Source organism: Ralstonia nicotianae, from assembly GCF_018243235.1.
Lineage (GTDB): Bacteria > Pseudomonadota > Gammaproteobacteria > Burkholderiales > Burkholderiaceae > Ralstonia > Ralstonia nicotianae.
Map to the genome: position 1 here is coordinate 2,410,034 of NZ_CP046674.1, position 16,124 is coordinate 2,426,157.

Here is a 16,124-nt window from a genome sequence, read left to right on the forward strand (position 1 = left end):
TGCGGGTCAGGATTCGAGCAGCGCCGCCAGACGGGGAATGGCCTCGACACTGTTGCGCCGGGCCTGCGCAGCCAGCGTGTCGACGGCAATGCCGCGCAGCGCCGCCAGCGCGGCGGCGATTCCGGCCACCTCGGCCGGTGCGTTGCGCGTGCCGACCTGCTCGCTGAACTGGTCGTCGACCAGCCAGGCCGGGGCGAGATCGGGCGCGTCGGTTTCCAGCACGATCGATTCGAGCGGCATCTCCGCGGCCAGCCGCCGGATGCGATGGGCGCGCGAGAAGGTGAGCACGCCGCCGAAGCCCAGCTTGAAACCGGTCTCGATGTAGTGGCGGGCCTGGTCGTCGCTGCCGTTGAAGGCATGCGCGATGCCGCGCCGCACGCCCGCTCTGGCCGCCGCGCTGCGCACCTGATCCTGCGACTTGCGCACATGCAGCAGCACCGGCAGGTCGAACTCGCGCGCGATCTTCAGTTGCGCCTGGTAGACGGCGTTCTGCCGCTCGACCTGCGGATCGGGGATGAAGAAGTCGAGCCCGATCTCGCCGATGGCGACGAAGCGCGGGTCGTCCATCGACGCGGCGACCTGCCGGCGCAGTTCGATCAGGTCGTCATCGCTGGCTTGCGCGGCGCAAAGCGGGTGGATGCCGAGCGCGTAACAGCAGCCGGCCTGCCGGTGCGCCAGCGCGCGCACCACATCGAAGTTCCAGCGCGCGATCGCCGGCACCACGATGTGGCGGACCCCCGCTACCCGCGCCTGCTCGATCACCGCATCGCGGTCGGCATCGAATTCGCGGGCATCGAGGTGGCAGTGGGTGTCGATCCACATGGCGGTGCGCGGCGGGCGGGTGCGTTGCTTACCGTTCCTGGTGCAGATGTCCGTCGCGCAGACGCAGGATGCGATCGCAGCGCCCGGCGAGGTCGATATCGTGCGTGACGATGACAAAACTGGTGCCGAGCGTGCGCGTCAGCTCCAGCATCAGGTCGAAGACCTCGCCGGCGGTGTGGTCGTCGAGGTTGCCGGTGGGCTCGTCGGCCAGCACGCAGGCGGGCGAGCCCACCAGCGCGCGCGCGATCGCCACCCGCTGGCGCTCGCCGCCGGACAGCTCGCCCGGCCGGTGCGCCGTGCGCTCGCCCAGGCCCACGCGCGCCAGCATGGCCTGCGCGGTATGGCGCGCCTGCGCTTCGTTCTCGCCGCGGATGCGCAGCGGCATGGCGACGTTGTCGAGCGCGGTGAACTCCGGCAGCAGGTGGTGGAACTGGTAGACGAAGCCCAGCGCGCGGTTGCGCAGCGTATTGCGCTCGCGCTCGCTCATGGCGGTGAACGGCTTGCCGAGCAGCGACACGCGGCCCGAGGTCGGCACGTCCAGCCCGCCCAGCACATGCAGCAGCGTGCTCTTGCCCGAGCCCGACGCGCCGACGATGGCGACCTTCTCGCCCACGCCGATGCGGATGTCGACGCCCCTGAGCACATCGACATTCAGCCCCCCCTGCCTGAACGCCTTGACCAGTCCCTGCGCCTGCAGCACCGCGGTATCGCCCCACTCGGCGCGGTGCGTGGTCTCGTTGGCGGTCATCACGGCCTCACTCATAGCGCAGCGCCTCCGCCGGGTTCACGCGCGAGGCGTGCCAGCTCGGATACAGCGTCGCCACCGAGGCGAGCACGAAGGAAATGAGGCCGATGGTTGCGATGTCGTTCACGCGGGGGTCCGAGGGCAGTTCGCTGATGAAGTAGATGTCCTTGGGCAGGAATTGCACGCCGAAGAGATGCTCGATGGCCGGCACGATCACGTCGATGTTGTAAGCGATCAGCGTGCCGAACAGCACGCCCAAAAGGGTACCAATAAAGCCGATCGCCACACCCTGCACAATAAAAATTTTCATGATGGAGCCCGGCTGCGCGCCCATCGTGCGCAGGATGGCGATGTCGGCCTGCTTGTCGGTCACCGTCATCACCAGCGTGGAGACCAGGTTGAACGCCGCCACCGCGATGATCAGCGTGAGGATGATGAACATCATCTTCTTCTCGGTCTGCACGGCGGCGAACCAGTTCTTGTTCTGGCGCGACCAGTCGCGGATGTACAGCTCGCCGGTCAGCGTGCGCGACAGCGCCTCGGCCACCTGCGGCGCGCGCTGCATATCGACCAGCTTCAGGCGCACGCCGGTCGGGCCGGTCAGCCGGAACAGCCGCTCGGCATCCTCCATGTTGATGAGGGCGAGCGAGCTGTCGAACTCGTAGTGGCCGGATTCGAACGTGCCGATCACGGTGAACTGCTTCAGGCGCGGCAGCACGCCCGCCGGCGTGATGGTGCCCTGCGGGGCCACCAGCGTGACCTTGTCGCCCTGGCGCACGCCCAGGCCGCGCGCCATCTCGGCGCCCAGCGCGATGCCGAATTCGCCGGGCCGGAGATCGTCGATGGTGCCCGACTTGAAATCCTTGGCGATGTCCGACACCTTGGGCTCGTCGGCCGGCGACACGCCGCGCAGCAGCACGCCGCGCACCGCGTCGTCGCGCGTGATCATGGCCTGCGCGCCCACGTACGGCGCCGCGCCCACGACCTCCTTGTTCTGCATCGCCTCATTCGCGGTGCGCTGCCAGTCGGGCAGGCTGCCCGGCGCCATGATCTCGATGTGCGACAGCACCGACAGCATGCGGTCGCGCACCTCCTTCTGGAAGCCGTTCATGACCGACAGCACGACGATCAGCGCGGCCACGCCCAGCGCGATGCCGAGCATGGAGATGAGCGAGATGAAGGAAATGAAGCTGTTGCGGCTGGCGCGCTTGCTCGCGCGCGTGTAACGCCAGCCGATCTGCCATTCGTATGGAAATTTCAAAGGGGCGTCCCCATTGGATGTGATGTAGCCGGCGCCCTCGCCAGCCAGCCGGAAGTTTACAATCTCGGGGCCATGATTCCCGAACTCACCCTGATTGTCCCGTTTTGTGCGCCGGCGGCCGAGGTGGCGGACGATGCTTACCGTCAATTGACCCTGCCCGGCCTCGAAAGGTTGCTTGCCCGCGCCCGCGAGGCCGGCCGCGAGCGCCACGACGACGCGTACCTGCCCACGCTGCCGCACGAGCGCTGGCTGGCCGAGCACGCCGGACTGCCGGCGGGCACGCTGCCGTCCGCGCCGTACATGCGCCTGGCCGACGGCGCTGCCGCCGACACCCGCACCTGGGCCTGCCTGCAGCCGATCCATATCCACGCCGCGCGGGACCACCTGGTGATGCTCGACCCCGGCCGGCTGCGCCTGGAAGCGGACGACGCCGAAGCGCTGCACCAGGCCATCGCCCCGCTGATCGCCGAGTCGGGTCTGACGCTGGAGGCGCCCCACCCCGCCCGCTGGTACCTGGCCGACGCGCCGTTCGGTGAACTGCGTGCCGCCGCCCCGCAGCGCGCCGCCGGCCACAATATCGACATCTGGATGCATCAGGGCGAACACGAACGCGCCTGGCGCAAGTTCCAGAACGAGGTGCAGATGACGTGGTACGACCACCCCGTCAACCGGGCACGGGACGCGCGCGGCCTGCTGCCGGTCAATTCGGTGTGGCTGTTCGGCCAGGGCGCGCTGGTCGACGCCCGGCCGATCGCCGAGCGCATGGTCGGCGCCGATCCGTTCTTCGCCGGCCTGTGCCGCGCCGCCGGCGCGACCGAGCTGAGCGCCGCGACGCTGGCCGACCTGCCCGCCGACGGCACCGGCGCCGCCGTGCTGCTCGACGCCGCCGGCGCCCCGTTCCTGTCGGCCGACTGGTACGACTGGATCGAAGCGCTGCGCGCCTGCGACCGCGACTGGTTCGCCCCGGCCGCCGACGCGCTGGCCGACGGCCGCATCGACGCCGTCTCGCTGGTGCTGAGCGGCGATTCGCACTACGCCCACTACCGCATCACCCGCCGCGAGCTGGCCGGCGGGCCGCTCGGCTGGCTGCGCCGCCTGAGCCGTCCGCGCACCCTGCGCGATGCGCTGTCCCCGCTTTCCATCCCTGCCTGAATGACCCGCATCGCCATCCGTCCGCATTCCGCCGAGACCGCCAGCCTGCTGGCCGGCCACGGTATCCATCCCATCCTGGCGCGCATCCTGGCCGCGCGCGGCGTGGCCCGACCCAGCGAACTATCGACCGAACTGACCGACCTGCTGCCGCCCACGCAGCTCAAGGGCATCGACGACGCGGCGCGCTACCTGGCCGACGCGATCGCCGCCGGCAAGCGCCTGCTGATCGTCGCCGACTACGACTGCGACGGCGCCACCGCCTGCGCGGTCGGCGTGCGCGGGCTGCGCATGCTGGGCGCGCAGGTCGGCTACATCGTGCCCAACCGCTTCGAGTACGGCTACGGCCTGTCGCCCGAGATCGTCGCGCTGGCCGCGCGCGAGCGGCCGGACGTGCTCGTCACCGTCGACAACGGCATCGCCGACGTGGCGGGCGTGGCGGCGGCCAACGCGCTGGGCATCGACGTCGTCGTCACCGATCACCACATGCCGGGCGCGCAGTTGCCCGAGGCCCGCGTGATCGTCAACCCGAACCAGCCGGGCTGCGGCTTTCCGAGCAAGCACCTGGCGGGCGTGGGCGTGATGTTCTACGTGCTGCTGGCGCTGCGGGCCGAGCTGCGCAACCGCGGCGCCTTCACGCCGCAGAACCAGCCACGCCTCGACGCGCTGCTCGACCTGGTGGCGCTCGGCACCGTGGCCGACGTGGTCCGGCTCGATGCCAACAACCGGCTGCTGGTGGCGCAGGGCCTCAAGCGCATGCGCGCGGGCCGGATGTGCGCCGGCATCGCGGCGCTGTTCCGCGTGGCCGGGCGCGAGGCGCGGCGCGCATCCACCTTCGACCTCGGCTTCGGCCTGGGCCCGCGCCTGAACGCCGCCGGCCGCCTGGCCGACATGTCGCTCGGCATCGAATGCCTGCTGACCGATGATTTCGACCGCGCCATGGCCATCGCCGCCGAGCTCGACGGCATGAACCGGGAGCGTCGCGAAATCGAGGCCGGCATGCAGCAGGAGGCCATGGCGATCCTCGCGTCCACGCTGGCCAGCATGGACGGCGCCGGCCGCCACACCATCGCCGTCTACAACGAGACCTGGCACCAGGGCGTGATCGGCATCGTCGCCTCGCGGCTCAAGGACAAGTTCCACCGGCCGGTGATCACCTTCGCGCCGGGCGACGACGGCGTCATCAAGGGCTCGGGCCGCTCCATCCCCGGCTTCCACCTGCGCGATGCGCTGGACGCCGTGCACAAGCGCTGCCCCGGGCTGATCGTCAAGTTCGGCGGCCACGCGATGGCGGCCGGGCTGTCGCTGCATGCGGACGGCTTCGACCGCTTTGTCGAGACCTTCGAGGCGGTCGGCCGCGAATGGCTGAACGAGTCCCTGCTCTCGCGGGTGCTCGAAACCGACGGCGAGGCCGAAGCGGAGTGCTTCACGCCGCAGTTCGTGGAGCTGCTCGAAACCCACGTCTGGGGCCAGGGCTTTCCGGCGCCGAGCTTCTGCGGCGAGTTCGACGTGCTGTCGCAGGCCGTGCTCAAGGACAAGCACCTGAAGCTGCAGCTCGGGCGCGGCAAGCAGCGCTTCGACGCGATCTGGTTCAACCACGCCGAACCGCTCGGCGCCTCGGCGTACGTGGCCTACCGGCTGGACAACAACACCTTCAACGGCATCACCCGCGTGCAGATGGTGATCGAGCACGCGCAGTAGCCGAACCGGCTCCACCCCCGCGCCCGCGCATATTCACATGCGAAAACTGTCTGACGGGCCACACGGGTGCCGGCCGTCGGGCACGAGGGCTGCGCTACAATAGGGGATTCCCGGCATGGCACCGCCTTCGACCGGGACCCCACGAATTCCTAGCTTCTTCTTCAAGCGAAATGACTCACGTCGTTACCGAAAGCTGCATCCGCTGCAAGTACACCGATTGCGTGGACGTCTGCCCCGTCGACTGCTTCCGTGAAGGCCCGAACTTCCTGACCATCGATCCGGACGAGTGCATCGACTGCGCGGTCTGCGTGGCCGAATGCCCGGTCAACGCCATCTACGCCGAAGAAGACGTCCCTGCCGACCAGCAGAAGTGGATCGCCATCAATGCCGAGCTGGCGCAAGCCGGCTGGCCGTCCATCACCAAGACCAAATCGCCCCTGCCCGACGCCGAGGAATGGAAGGACGTCAAGGACAAGGAACAGTACCTGGAACGGTGATCGGCAACTTTCTTCATCGTCATCGCAAAAAAGTGTTGACGCGCTGAAGAGAACCTAGCTACAATTCATTTCTTCGCTGTTCCCCGATAGCTCAGTCGGTAGAGCGCCGGACTGTTAATCCGTAGGTCCCTGGTTCGAGCCCAGGTCGGGGAGCCAAAAAACAAAACGCCTCGCTTCGTGCGGGGCGTTTTCATTTGCGGCGCCGGTACGCATCATGTCCACACCGGCCGCCGTGCCCGAGTGGTGAAATTGGTAGACACCGCGGACTTAAAATCCGCTGCGCCCTCACCGGCGCGTGCCGGTTCGACCCCGGCCTCGGGCACCACGTCTTTGATCGCCCCACCCCCTCAGCCCTCGTAGCAGGCGTTCGCCTTCGGGGCATCCCCGTATTCATCGTGACGGCGCACCCATTCCATGGGGCCGGACTCATTGCGCCCCTTCGGCGCCCGATCGAGGATCAGGAAGGTGCCGATCAGGTCTTCGAGCCCGCGCGCGTAGGTCGAGTACGTGTGATACACGTTGCCCGCCTCGTCCTTGTAGAAGGCGCTCAGGCCGGGCAGTTCGTCGTTGGCTTGCGCCGATTGGGTGGACGTGTAGTTGTAGTCGACGGCGCCGCTGGCCAGTTCGTCCGGGGTGAAGCTGACACGGAAATCATGGTTGAAGGTCGTGCCGAACGACGAGGCCCACGGAAACTGCCAGCCCATGCGCTGCCGGTAGGCCTCGATCTCGGGCAGCGGCGCGCGCGACACGGCGATCAACGTGACGTCGTGATGATTCAGGTGCGCGAGCGTTCCGCCCAGGTGGTCCGCCACCAGCGAGCAGCCCGGGCAGCCGGCCGCCCAGCCCGGACCGAGCATGAAGTGGTAGACCATCAGCTGGCTGCGGCCGTCGAACAGGTCGGCCAGCGTCTTCTTGCCTGACGCGGTATCGAACACATAGCGTGTGTCGACCTTGACCCACGGCAGCGCCAGCCGCTCGGCGGTGATGGCATCGCGCTGATGAATCGCCTCCTTCTCTCTGGCCAACAGCGCGCGGCGCTTGACCAGCCATTCCTCTCTCGAAACAACAGGATGCTGCTGCATGACCGGACCTCCTTGACGTGAGGATGGACGATGCTTGACGAATTACGTTGATATCAATACTAATAAGGCATCCGTCAAAGTCAAACCATGCCCCGATCACCCGCCGCTGCCATCCCGCTCGAGACCACGCTGCTGGTGCGCGATACGTGCCTGTGCCTGCATGTGCAGCGCGCGGCGCGCACGCTCGCCCGGCGCTTCGACGAAGCCTTGCGGCCGCTGGACCTGACCAATGGGCAGTTCTCGCTGCTGATGTCGCTGAACCGACCGCAGCCCGCGTCGATGGGCGAAGTGGCCGAACTGCTGGCGATGGACCGGACCACGCTCACCGCGGCGCTCAAGCCACTGGAGCGCCGCGGCCTGGTGGCGATCGAGGCGAACCCGGCCGATCGGCGCAGCCGGCTGCTGCGCCTGCGCCCGGCCGGCCTGAAGGCGCTGACCCGCGCACTGCCGGTCTGGCAGGCACTGCACGGTGAGATCGACGGCACCCTCGCGCACGCCGAAGCGCAACGCCTGCGCGACGACCTGCGGACCCTGACGAGCGACACCCGCGTCAGCCCGCCAGCCAGCGCACCCCGGCGTTGATCGCCGCACCGCCCGCAACCAGCCCGACCCACAGCACCCCCGCGCACAGCAGCGGACGCACGCCGGACTTGAGCAGCATCGGCACATGCGTCTGCGTGCCGATGGCGAACATCGCGCAGGCCAGCATGCCGGTATCGATCGCGTCGATCGGCGCGTGCCACGTGGCGGGGATGGCGCCGGCGGAATTGAGCAGCGTCACGCCCAACAGACCGGCCGCAAACCACGGCATCGCACGCCACGCGTGACCGGCCGCCCTGCGCAGCGCGCCTTCGCCCGAACCGGCCTCCAAAGCCAGCCCTTCTGCCGGCATCGTGCAGGCGAGCACCACCAGCAACGGCGCCAGCGCCAGGACCCGCACCATCTTGCTGACCACGGCGGCATTGGCCGCGTCATCGCCCAGCGGACGCGCGGCGGCGATCACCTGCGCCACCTCGTGCAGCGTCGAACCGATGTAGACCCCGAAATGCGCGGGCGCCACGGCCACGCCGGCATGCATCGCCAGCGCGTACAGCCACGGATAGAGGAAGATGCCGGCGGTACCGAACAGCACCACGCTGGCGATCGCGACCGCCGTCTCGCGCGGCGAGGCCCTCACCGCCGGCGCCACGGCCAGCACCGCCGCCACGCCGCACACCGCGCTACCCGCCGCCACGAGCACCGCCTGCGACCGAGACAGGCCGAAGACACGCGTGCCGACCCACGCGCCCGAGAGCATGGTTGCCGCCAGCACCAGCAGTGGAATCACCACGCCGCTCGCGCCGAGGTCGTGCACCTGCGCGAGCGTGAGCCGCGCGCCGTACAGCACCACGCCGGCGCGCAGCAGCGTGTGCCGCGCGAACTGGATGGTGCCCGCGGTCAGCCAGCGCTGGTGGCCCGGCACGTGGCCGATCGCCATGCCCAGCAGGATGGCGAGCGTCAGCGCGCTCAGGCCCAGGTGGCCGGCCCATGCCGTCGCGCCCGCGATCATCGCCACGCCGGCGCAGCCCGCCAGGAGGCCTGCGCCGGCCAACATGCGCCCGTCCCACCGGAGCCCGCCCTCGGCCGCCCACTGCTTTTGCGCTGTCGTCATCACGCTCGCCTTGCTTATTCGTTATTCGCATAACGATATGCGCACCGTGATAACATGAGAAATGGGTAATTTTCCTATGAATGATCGATTTTATGGATAACAAGGTGCCACGCGTCACCCTGCGCCAATGGTCCGTCTTCGTGGCCGTGGCGCGCAGCGAGACCACGACGGCCGCCGGCGCGCAGCTCAGCCTGTCGCAGTCCGCGGTGAGCGCGGCGCTGGCGGAACTGGAGTCCGCGCTGGCGCAACCGCTGTTCGACCGGCACGGCCGCCGCCTGCACCTGAACGCGCTCGGACGGCAATTGCTACCGCAAGCCCAGGCGCTGCTCGATCACGCGGATGCGCTGGAGCTCGCCACGCAGCAGCCCAGCGTGCGCCTCAAGCTCGCGGCCAGCAGCACCATCGGCAACTACGTGCTGCCCGCCCTGCTCGCGCGCTTGCGCCAGCAGATCGCCCCCGACAGCCAGCTCGACCTGCTGATCGGCAATACGCAGGACGTGGTCGACGCCGTGCTGCGCTTCGACGTGGACCTGGGCCTAATCGAAGGCTCGTGTCGCGGCGAAGCCCTGGAGATCGAGCCCTGGATGGAAGATGAGATGGTGATCGTGGCCGCGCCCGACCACCCTCTCGCGCACGGTCGCGTCTCGCACGCGGCGCTGCGGCAGGCGGCCTGGCTGATGCGCGAACCCGGCTCGGGCACGCGCGAACTGATCGACAGCCGCATCGCCGCCGCCGTCGGCCCCCTGCATGTCGCACTCGAACTCGGGCATTCGGAAGCGATCCAGCGCACGGTGGCTGCGGGCTACGGCATCAGCTGCCTGTCGCGGCACGTGGTGAACGACGCCCTGCGCGACGGGCGACTGAGCATCGTGGACAGCGGCCTGCCGCGCATCGCTCGCCCACTGCTGATCGTGCGCCACCGCGACAAGCATCCGACGCGCGGACTGGCTCAGTTTGTCGAGGCGCTGCCCAGCGATGCCGCGTTTTCGAAAAAAAATCGCACGAAGGGCTAGCGCGATCTGAAAAACCTTGATATAGTCTCATTTCTTCGGGGGCGTTAGCTCAGTTGGTAGAGCAGCGGACTCTTAATCCGTAGGTCGAGTGTTCGAGTCACTCACGCCCCACCAAGAATATGAAAGGGTTTGCAGGTGAATTCCTGCAAACCCTTTTTCATTTCTTGTCCGTCGCATAGGCGCCATGCAGGCAACTTGCATGGCAGTCAATCCATGCGGATCCAGCTGACGACGGACATGCCAAACCGACTGGCGCCCAGTCAACGCAACGCGCCAACGACTGCCTGACCTGCCGTATCCCACCTACCGCAAAGACTCCTGGCTCGGCACCAGCATCACCGGAATCGACTTGGACGTCGGCGTGCGGGCCTGGTGGTAGCGGATCGACTCGCCGCGCTTCATCGGCACAACGCCTTCATGGATGCGCTCGAGCGGGAGCGTGTGCGTGATGAGGTCGTCGATGTTGGGCTTGCCTGCCGTGGACCCAGTCGATTGGCGGGCCAAGACCACCCAGGCGGCGATTTGGTTCTATCCGAACCATCCTTCGCCCTGCTCTACTGCGCGCATGGCACGCGCGTACGCACGATGCGCCCGCCGGTCGGTCAACCCCAAAAGAGGAATCGCATGGACGCGCTGTCCCGTTCACCATCATTCATTCTGACGCTGTCGTGCCCGAGCGCCCCCGGCCAGGTGGCCGCCGTCGTCGGCCTGCTTGAGCGCCACCACTGCTACATCGACGAGCTGACCGTTTTCGATGACGACCTGAACCACCGCTTCTTTGTCCGCTGCGTATTTCATCCGACGGATGCACACGCGCTGCCCGTCGACGTGCTGAGGCAGGAGTTCGCCCCGATTGCGGAAGCCTTTGACATGCAGTGGGCAATCCACGACGCCCAGGCTCGCCCGAAGGTGCTCATCATGGTGTCGAAGCTCGAGCATTGCCTCGCGGATCTGCTGTTCCGCTGGCGCATGGGCGAACTGAAGATGGACATCGTCGGCATCGCCTCGAACCACCCTGACCTGGAACCGCTGGCGCGCCAGCACGACCTGCCGTTCCGCCACTTCCCGATCGCACCGGAAACAAAGGCGCAGCAGGAAGCGCAGTGGCTGGACCTGTTCGAATCAAGCGGCGCGGAGCTCGTGATCCTCGCGCGCTACATGCAGGTGCTTTCTGCGCAGACGAGCAAGAAGCTCGTCAATCGCGCCATCAACATTCACCACTCCTTCCTGCCCGGCTTCAAGGGTGCGAAGCCCTATCACCAGGCCCATGCGCGCGGCGTCAAGCTGATCGGCGCGACCGCGCACTTTGTCACCGACGATCTCGACGAAGGCCCGATCATCGAGCAGGTGGTCGAGCGGGTCGATCATTCGTACCGGCCTGAACACCTGCTGGCCGTCGGCCGCGACGTCGAATGCCTGACACTCGCGCGCGCGGTCAAGGCGTTCATTGAACGGCGGGTCTTCCTGAACGCAGACCGGACCGTCGTATTCCAGTGAGTCCAACGCAAGCCGGCCACGATCGCAATGCAACGGTGGCCGACCTTTCCGTGTCGAGTCCCTGATCGGGATGCCGGATCGCTGCGATTGCGCGTCTTCGAGCCATGCTTCAGCGTTTCGACGTCGCGGCCGACTTCGACCCCTCGCCGATGATCCCAAGATCGACGACACCCCGGTTGTTGCGCATCGCGCTTCGTGCCGCGGCTGCGCCGACCGGCGCGGCAGCATCTTCAAGCGCAGCCGTGGCGCCCCGGGTGTCGATGTGCGAGACCCGACATGCACTTGCCGGCGGCGCCATCGGCACCGGCCGGGCGTCAGGCCACCTTCCCGCAGCGCCGCAGGTAATCGGCCCGGGTCCACTCGAGCGCAACGCCGACGCGTTGCGTGCCGGGCCGGATCTTCGGCTTATGCACGGCGAGGGTCAGCAAGCCGAGCGCCGGCCATTCGCGAAACGACCACTCCGCGATCTCGGCGGCCAGCGTCTCCAGCAGGCGCGTATGCGGCTTGCCGGAGAGAAACGCCGTGACCTGCGTGCAATAGCCGTCGTAGTCGATCCAGTCGCCGTCTTCGCGCGGTTCGCAGCCGTAGCCGAGGTGCGCGTCGATCACGATCGGCTGCGGGGCGCCATGCTCGTGCGGATGGATGCCGATCCGCACGGGCACGGTCAACGCATCGACGAACACGCTCCAGCCCCGCCCCGGAAGGCGCGACAGATCGAGCGCTGCGAGCGGGTCACTGAAAGGGGTGTCGATCGGCTTCATGATGTCAATGGCGTGGCCGCATCGAGCATGATGCGGACAAGATAGTCGGCGAAGCTGCGGCGCACGACGATCTCGTACGTGTCGTTGCCGATCGGGATCAGCACAATCGACGCCTTGAAGCAATGCGATTGCGCGCACTGGCCCGGCTTGAACGCGCGCGGATGCAGGTCGAGCGGGCAGCCGCGCGTGAGCACGTCGCGCGCGCGCTTGCCGCTGATCTCGATGACCGTATAGCCGCTGCCGACGTCGACCGCCGCGGCATACGAACCCTGTACGGCTTGTGCCAGCTTCGCCTCGAGCACGCCTGCCCGCACAGGGCCGTTCGAGCGCACGAGCCACTCGTCGGGGCCGAGCCACAGCACGTCGTACTCGGCGCTGCGCGCAACCGTATTCGGTGCGGCCGGAGGCCGGCAGCCGATCACGCGCTCGAACGCGGCGAGGAACGCGGGGTCGCTCAACTCGCCCCGCACGTTGACGAGATCCAGAAACGGCCGCTCGCGCAGCATGAATGCATCCGGCGCACGGGCCTGCCACGTCCGCAGCAGCTCGGCCGCGCCCACGCACGGCGACTCGAGGCGCACGCCGCCCATGCCCGCCACCTGTGCCTCGCTTCTCGTCTCATTCCACATGCTGACGCACCCCTTCCGTATCGTAGAAAACCGGGCTCGCGATCTTCGCGGTGACACGCCTGCCGTTGGCCAGCGGAATCACGACGCTCTCGCCCATCTTGCCCAGACCACCCTTCACCACCGCCAGCGCGATCGAACGTTGCAGGATCGGGCTGTAGTAGCTCGACGTCACGTGGCCGATCATCGGCGTCGGTTCCGTCACGCGGACCTGCGTGTCCTTGTCGATGATCTGCGCGCCCTCCGGCAGCACGCACTGCGCATCGTCGGTCAACAGGCCGACGAACTGCTTGCGGCCCGCCTTTGCGGTATCGGAACGCGCGAGCGAACGCTTGCCGAGGCAGTCCTTCGTCTTCGCGACGAGGCCGCCCATTCCGAGGTCGGATGGCGTGATCGAACCGTCGGTGTCCTGGCCGACGATGATGTAGCCCTTTTCCGCGCGCAGCACGTGCATCGTTTCGGTGCCGTACGGCGTGATGTCAAACTCGGCACCCGCGGCCATCAGCGCTTCCCACACCGCGCGCCCGGCATTGGCCGGCACGTTCACTTCGTAGGCCAGTTCGCCCGAGAAGCTGATCCGCATCACGCGCGCCCTGGCGCCCGCGACGGTGCCGTTGCGATAGCTCATGAACGGGAACGCTTCGCTGCCGAAGTCGATGTCCTGGCACACCTTCTGCACGACCTTGCGGCTCTTCGGGCCGACCACCGCGAACGTCGCCCAGTGGTCGGTGACGGACGCGAGCCGCACCTTCATGTCGGGCCACTCGGTCTGCAGCCAGCGCTCGAGCCAGGTGAGCACCCGCGCTGCGCCGCCCGTCGTGGTCGTCATCATGAAATGCTGGTCGGCGAGGCGCACGGTCACGCCGTCGTCGAACACCATCCCGTTCTCATCGAGCATCAGCCCGTAGCGGCACTTGCCGACGTCGAGCTTGCCCCACGGGTTCGTGTACACCCAGTTCAGCAGCTTCACCGCGTCGGGACCCTGGATGTCGATCTTGCCGAGCGTAGACGCATCGAGCATGCCGACACCGTTGCGCACCGCCAGGCACTCGCGCTTCACGGCCGCATGCAGGTCTTCGCCGCTCTTCGGAAAATACCAGGGTCGTTTCCAGTTGCCGACGTCTTCGAACAGCGCACCGTGCTCGACATGCCACTCATGGATGCAGGTCTTGCGGACCGGGTCGAGGAAGTTGCCCAGCTCGCGGCCCGCGAACGTGCCGAACGACACGGGTGTGTAGTTGGGGCGGAACGTCGTCGTGCCCGTTTCCGGAATCGACTTGCCGAGCGCCTGGGCGAGAATCGCCATCCCGTTGATGTTGCCGAGCTTGCCCTGATCGGTGCCGAAGCCCATCGCCGTGTAGCGCTTGACGTGCTCGACCGACTCGAAACCCTCGCGCGCGGCGAGCAGGATGTCGGTGACCGCCACGTCATTCTGGAAGTCAACGAACTGCTTCGGCCCGCGTGCAGCGGCCTCGCGGCTACCGATGAGCCACAGCGGTTGCAGCGCGCCTTCGGCCGTTTCCGCGACCCGCGGTGCGACAGCGCGTTGCGCGGCCGTGAAACCCGCCGCCCGTGCAGCCTCGCCCCCCGCATCCACTGCAAGCTGCAGCGCGTGCGCAAGGGCGAATTCACCCGCTGCCGCGCCGACGCTCGCCTCGGCCTGCACGGTCTTGCCCGGCACGAAGCACGCCTTGTCATCGTTCCACTGGGCCTTGCCGCCCGATTGCGCGAACAGGTGCAGCACCGGGCTGAAACCGCCCGACGTCGCGACAAGGTCGCACGGCAGCGTCTTCTGCTTGCCGCCCACCTGCCCATTCGCGTAAGACGCGACGTCGACCGATGACACGCGCCACTTGCCGGACGCAGCCGTGATCACCGCGCCATGCATCACCGTTACGCCCTGGCGCTTCGCAACGGCGGGCAGCGCACCGTTGCCGGGTGCGCGCGCGTCGACGACCGTGACCTTCGCACCGCACGCCTTCAGATCGAGCGCGGTCTGGTAGGCGCGGTCGTTGTTCGTGAACACGACGGCGTCACGCCCCGGCAGCACGCCGAAGCGATGGATGTACGTGGACACGGCGCCCGCGAGCATCACACCCGGCAGGTCGTTGTTGCCGAACACGATCGGCCGCTCGTGCGCGCCCGTTGCGAGAATGACGCGCTTGGCGCGGACCTTCCACAGCAGCTCGCGCGTGCCCTTGCGCATCGAGATCGGCAGATGATCCGTCAGGCGCTGCGTGACGGTCACGAGGTTGTGATCCTGATAGCCGAACGCGGTACTGCGCGTGAGGATACTCACGTCGGGCAGCTTGCGCAGCTGGGCTTCGGTCTTCTCGACCCACTGCAGCGCGGGCTTGCCGTCGATTTCCGCGCGGCACGACAGCAGGCTGCCGCCAAGCTCCCGCTGGTCGTCAACCAGGATGACGCGCGCCCCGGCCATCGCCGCCGCGTGTGCGGCCGCGAGCCCCGTCGGGCCGCCACCCACGACGAGCACGTCGCAGTGCGCGTAACACTTGTCGTAGCGGTCCGCGTCGCGCATGTCGGGCGCCTTGCCAAGGCCGGCCGCTTCGCGGATCTTTTCTTCGTACTTCGGCCACATCTTGCGCGGCCACATGAAGGTCTTGTAGTAGAAACCGGCGGGCAGGAAGCGCGAAAACATCTGGCTGATCGCATAGCGATCGTTTTCGAGCGACGGTTCGGCGTTCACGCTGGTGGCGATGAGCCCCTGGTATAGCTCGATCTCGGTCGCGCGCGCATTCGGCACGCTGTACGGGCCCGACTCGAGCTGCACCACCGCGTTCGGCTCCTCGACGCCCGCCGTCATGATCCCGCGCGGACGGTGGTACTTGAAGCTGCGCGCGACGAAATGCACGCCATTCGCGAGCAGCGCAGACGCCAGCGTGTCGCCCTGAAAGCCCTGATACGTGCGGCCGTTGAACGTAAACGTCAGCGGAATCGCACGATTGATACGGCCACCCGTACCGAGACGGTCTTGCTGGCTCATTTGCTGGCGCCCCCTTCGTTTGCACGGGCGGCGATGCCGCCAAACGTTTCGTAGCCCTTGATCTCGTAGGTGAGCGTGTCGCGCTCGACCTTGAACCAGCGGCGGCAACCCTGCGTGTGCAGCCATTGCTCGCGGTGCAGGCCGCGCTTGTTCTCGCGCATGAACACGTAATCACCCCATTCACGGTCGCTCATGTTCTCGTTGGCGACCGGGCGCACGATGTCGGCTTCGCCGCCGCACGTGAACTCGGATTCGGCGCGCGGCCCGCACCACGGACATTCGATCAGCAGCATGTTTCCTTCTCCTGGTGGTGGT

General features: G+C 67.6%; 16 protein-coding genes and 3 tRNA genes. 9 read left to right on the top strand and 10 right to left on the bottom strand.

The genetic code is table 11. The annotated features are described in order from the left end of the window. Positions 1–6: 6 nt before the first annotated feature. From GO999_RS10885 to GO999_RS10895, 3 genes are read right to left on the bottom strand one after another with little or no spacing between them, the layout of a single operon-like run. Positions 7–822: a TatD family hydrolase gene (locus tag GO999_RS10885; protein ID WP_016725802.1), complete on the bottom strand. Its 816-nt coding sequence runs from the start codon at positions 820–822 to the stop codon at positions 7–9. A gap of 28 nt (positions 823–850) precedes the next feature. After that, positions 851–1,585 carry a lipoprotein-releasing ABC transporter ATP-binding protein LolD gene (gene lolD / locus GO999_RS10890; RefSeq protein WP_011001068.1) on the bottom strand — a complete coding sequence of 245 codons (735 nt, stop codon included), beginning with the start codon at positions 1,583–1,585 and terminating at the stop codon, positions 851–853. Next, complete coding sequence (locus GO999_RS10895; RefSeq protein WP_011001067.1) at positions 1,578–2,828, bottom strand: lipoprotein-releasing ABC transporter permease subunit; 1,251 nt, start codon at positions 2,826–2,828, stop codon at positions 1,578–1,580. Before GO999_RS10895 ends, lolD begins: the two co-directional genes overlap by 8 nt. Before the next feature lie 72 nt (positions 2,829–2,900). Between GO999_RS10895 and GO999_RS10900 the strand changes: the two genes are divergently transcribed. From GO999_RS10900 to GO999_RS10920, 5 genes are all read left to right on the top strand, one after another. After that, the gene (locus GO999_RS10900; protein WP_020831663.1) at positions 2,901–3,980 is read left to right on the top strand and encodes a Regulatory protein, RpfE type; all 1,080 of its coding nucleotides are present in this window, start codon (positions 2,901–2,903) and stop codon (positions 3,978–3,980) included. Beyond that, positions 3,981–5,678: a single-stranded-DNA-specific exonuclease RecJ gene (gene recJ / locus GO999_RS10905; RefSeq protein ID WP_019717973.1), complete on the top strand. Its 1,698-nt coding sequence runs from the start codon at positions 3,981–3,983 to the stop codon at positions 5,676–5,678. A gap of 170 nt (positions 5,679–5,848) precedes the next feature. Next, positions 5,849–6,175, top strand: coding sequence for a ferredoxin FdxA (gene fdxA / locus GO999_RS10910; protein WP_011001064.1), 327 nt, complete (start codon positions 5,849–5,851; stop codon positions 6,173–6,175). 80 nt (positions 6,176–6,255) lie between these two features. Further along, positions 6,256–6,331: transfer RNA gene (locus tag GO999_RS10915), tRNA-Asn, on the top strand. Between the two features lie 78 nt (positions 6,332–6,409). After that, positions 6,410–6,500: transfer RNA gene (locus tag GO999_RS10920), tRNA-Leu, on the top strand. Positions 6,501–6,522: 22 nt separating this feature from the next. Here the strand turns inward: GO999_RS10920 and GO999_RS10925 are convergent. After that, complete coding sequence (locus GO999_RS10925) at positions 6,523–7,257, bottom strand: DUF899 domain-containing protein (protein ID WP_028860415.1); 735 nt, start codon at positions 7,255–7,257, stop codon at positions 6,523–6,525. Positions 7,258–7,344: 87 nt separating this feature from the next. Between GO999_RS10925 and GO999_RS10930 the strand changes: the two genes are divergently transcribed. Then, positions 7,345–7,839: a MarR family winged helix-turn-helix transcriptional regulator gene (locus tag GO999_RS10930; protein ID WP_064477698.1), complete on the top strand. Its 495-nt coding sequence runs from the start codon at positions 7,345–7,347 to the stop codon at positions 7,837–7,839. Here the strand turns inward: GO999_RS10930 and GO999_RS10935 are convergent. Then, positions 7,808–8,908 carry a YeiH family protein gene (locus GO999_RS10935; protein WP_211906218.1) on the bottom strand — a complete coding sequence of 367 codons (1,101 nt, stop codon included), beginning with the start codon at positions 8,906–8,908 and terminating at the stop codon, positions 7,808–7,810. The two genes, GO999_RS10930 and GO999_RS10935, sit on opposite strands and share 32 nt — an antisense overlap. Positions 8,909–9,000: 92 nt before the next feature. Between GO999_RS10935 and GO999_RS10940 the strand changes: the two genes are divergently transcribed. Next, on the top strand, positions 9,001–9,921 hold the full coding sequence (locus tag GO999_RS10940; protein WP_211906219.1) for a LysR family transcriptional regulator: 921 nt from the start codon (positions 9,001–9,003) through the stop codon (positions 9,919–9,921). A 38-nt stretch (positions 9,922–9,959) separates the two neighbouring features. Next, positions 9,960–10,035, top strand: a tRNA-Lys gene (locus GO999_RS10945). 189 nt (positions 10,036–10,224) lie between these two features. On the opposite strand, the gene GO999_RS10950 is transcribed toward GO999_RS10945, so the two are convergent. Continuing rightward, on the bottom strand, positions 10,225–10,425 hold the full coding sequence (locus GO999_RS10950) for a hypothetical protein (protein WP_235187944.1): 201 nt from the start codon (positions 10,423–10,425) through the stop codon (positions 10,225–10,227). Between the two features lie 120 nt (positions 10,426–10,545). Here GO999_RS10950 and purU point away from each other — a divergent pair, with 120 nt between their 5' ends. Beyond that, positions 10,546–11,418: a formyltetrahydrofolate deformylase gene (gene purU / locus GO999_RS10955; RefSeq protein WP_011001056.1), complete on the top strand. Its 873-nt coding sequence runs from the start codon at positions 10,546–10,548 to the stop codon at positions 11,416–11,418. Between the two features lie 314 nt (positions 11,419–11,732). On the opposite strand, the gene GO999_RS10960 is transcribed toward purU, so the two are convergent. Genes GO999_RS10960 through GO999_RS10975 form a run of 4 tightly spaced genes read right to left on the bottom strand, consistent with a single transcriptional unit; the run spans position 11,733 to position 16,102 of the window. After that, positions 11,733–12,179, bottom strand: coding sequence for a dihydroneopterin aldolase (locus GO999_RS10960; protein ID WP_071507404.1), 447 nt, complete (start codon positions 12,177–12,179; stop codon positions 11,733–11,735). After that, complete coding sequence (locus GO999_RS10965; RefSeq protein ID WP_020831603.1) at positions 12,176–12,808, bottom strand: sarcosine oxidase subunit gamma; 633 nt, start codon at positions 12,806–12,808, stop codon at positions 12,176–12,178. Before GO999_RS10965 ends, GO999_RS10960 begins: the two co-directional genes overlap by 4 nt. Continuing rightward, positions 12,798–15,809 (bottom strand): sarcosine oxidase subunit alpha family protein, encoded by a 3,012-nt coding sequence (locus GO999_RS10970; protein WP_211906220.1) that lies wholly within the window; start codon positions 15,807–15,809, stop codon positions 12,798–12,800. The genes GO999_RS10965 and GO999_RS10970 overlap by 11 nt, the downstream gene beginning before the upstream one ends. Next, complete coding sequence (locus tag GO999_RS10975; protein WP_011001052.1) at positions 15,806–16,102, bottom strand: sarcosine oxidase subunit delta; 297 nt, start codon at positions 16,100–16,102, stop codon at positions 15,806–15,808. The genes GO999_RS10970 and GO999_RS10975 overlap by 4 nt, the downstream gene beginning before the upstream one ends. Positions 16,103–16,124 lie beyond the last annotated feature (22 nt).

Coding starts and splice junctions, on each gene's coding strand:
- GO999_RS10885 (WP_016725802.1), bottom strand. CDS start 822: ATGTGGATCGACACCCACTGCCACCTCGATGCCCGCGAATTCGATGCC.
- lolD (WP_011001068.1), bottom strand. CDS start 1,585: ATGAGTGAGGCCGTGATGACCGCCAACGAGACCACGCACCGCGCCGAG.
- GO999_RS10900 (WP_020831663.1), top strand. CDS start 2,901: ATGATTCCCGAACTCACCCTGATTGTCCCGTTTTGTGCGCCGGCGGCC.
- recJ (WP_019717973.1), top strand. CDS start 3,981: ATGACCCGCATCGCCATCCGTCCGCATTCCGCCGAGACCGCCAGCCTG.
- fdxA (WP_011001064.1), top strand. CDS start 5,849: ATGACTCACGTCGTTACCGAAAGCTGCATCCGCTGCAAGTACACCGAT.
- GO999_RS10925 (WP_028860415.1), bottom strand. CDS start 7,257: ATGCAGCAGCATCCTGTTGTTTCGAGAGAGGAATGGCTGGTCAAGCGC.
- GO999_RS10930 (WP_064477698.1), top strand. CDS start 7,345: ATGCCCCGATCACCCGCCGCTGCCATCCCGCTCGAGACCACGCTGCTG.
- GO999_RS10935 (WP_211906218.1), bottom strand. CDS start 8,908: ATGACGACAGCGCAAAAGCAGTGGGCGGCCGAGGGCGGGCTCCGGTGG.
- GO999_RS10940 (WP_211906219.1), top strand. CDS start 9,001: ATGGATAACAAGGTGCCACGCGTCACCCTGCGCCAATGGTCCGTCTTC.
- purU (WP_011001056.1), top strand. CDS start 10,546: ATGGACGCGCTGTCCCGTTCACCATCATTCATTCTGACGCTGTCGTGC.
- GO999_RS10960 (WP_071507404.1), bottom strand. CDS start 12,179: ATGAAGCCGATCGACACCCCTTTCAGTGACCCGCTCGCAGCGCTCGAT.
- GO999_RS10965 (WP_020831603.1), bottom strand. CDS start 12,808: ATGTGGAATGAGACGAGAAGCGAGGCACAGGTGGCGGGCATGGGCGGC.
- GO999_RS10970 (WP_211906220.1), bottom strand. CDS start 15,809: ATGAGCCAGCAAGACCGTCTCGGTACGGGTGGCCGTATCAATCGTGCG.
- GO999_RS10975 (WP_011001052.1), bottom strand. CDS start 16,102: ATGCTGCTGATCGAATGTCCGTGGTGCGGGCCGCGCGCCGAATCCGAG.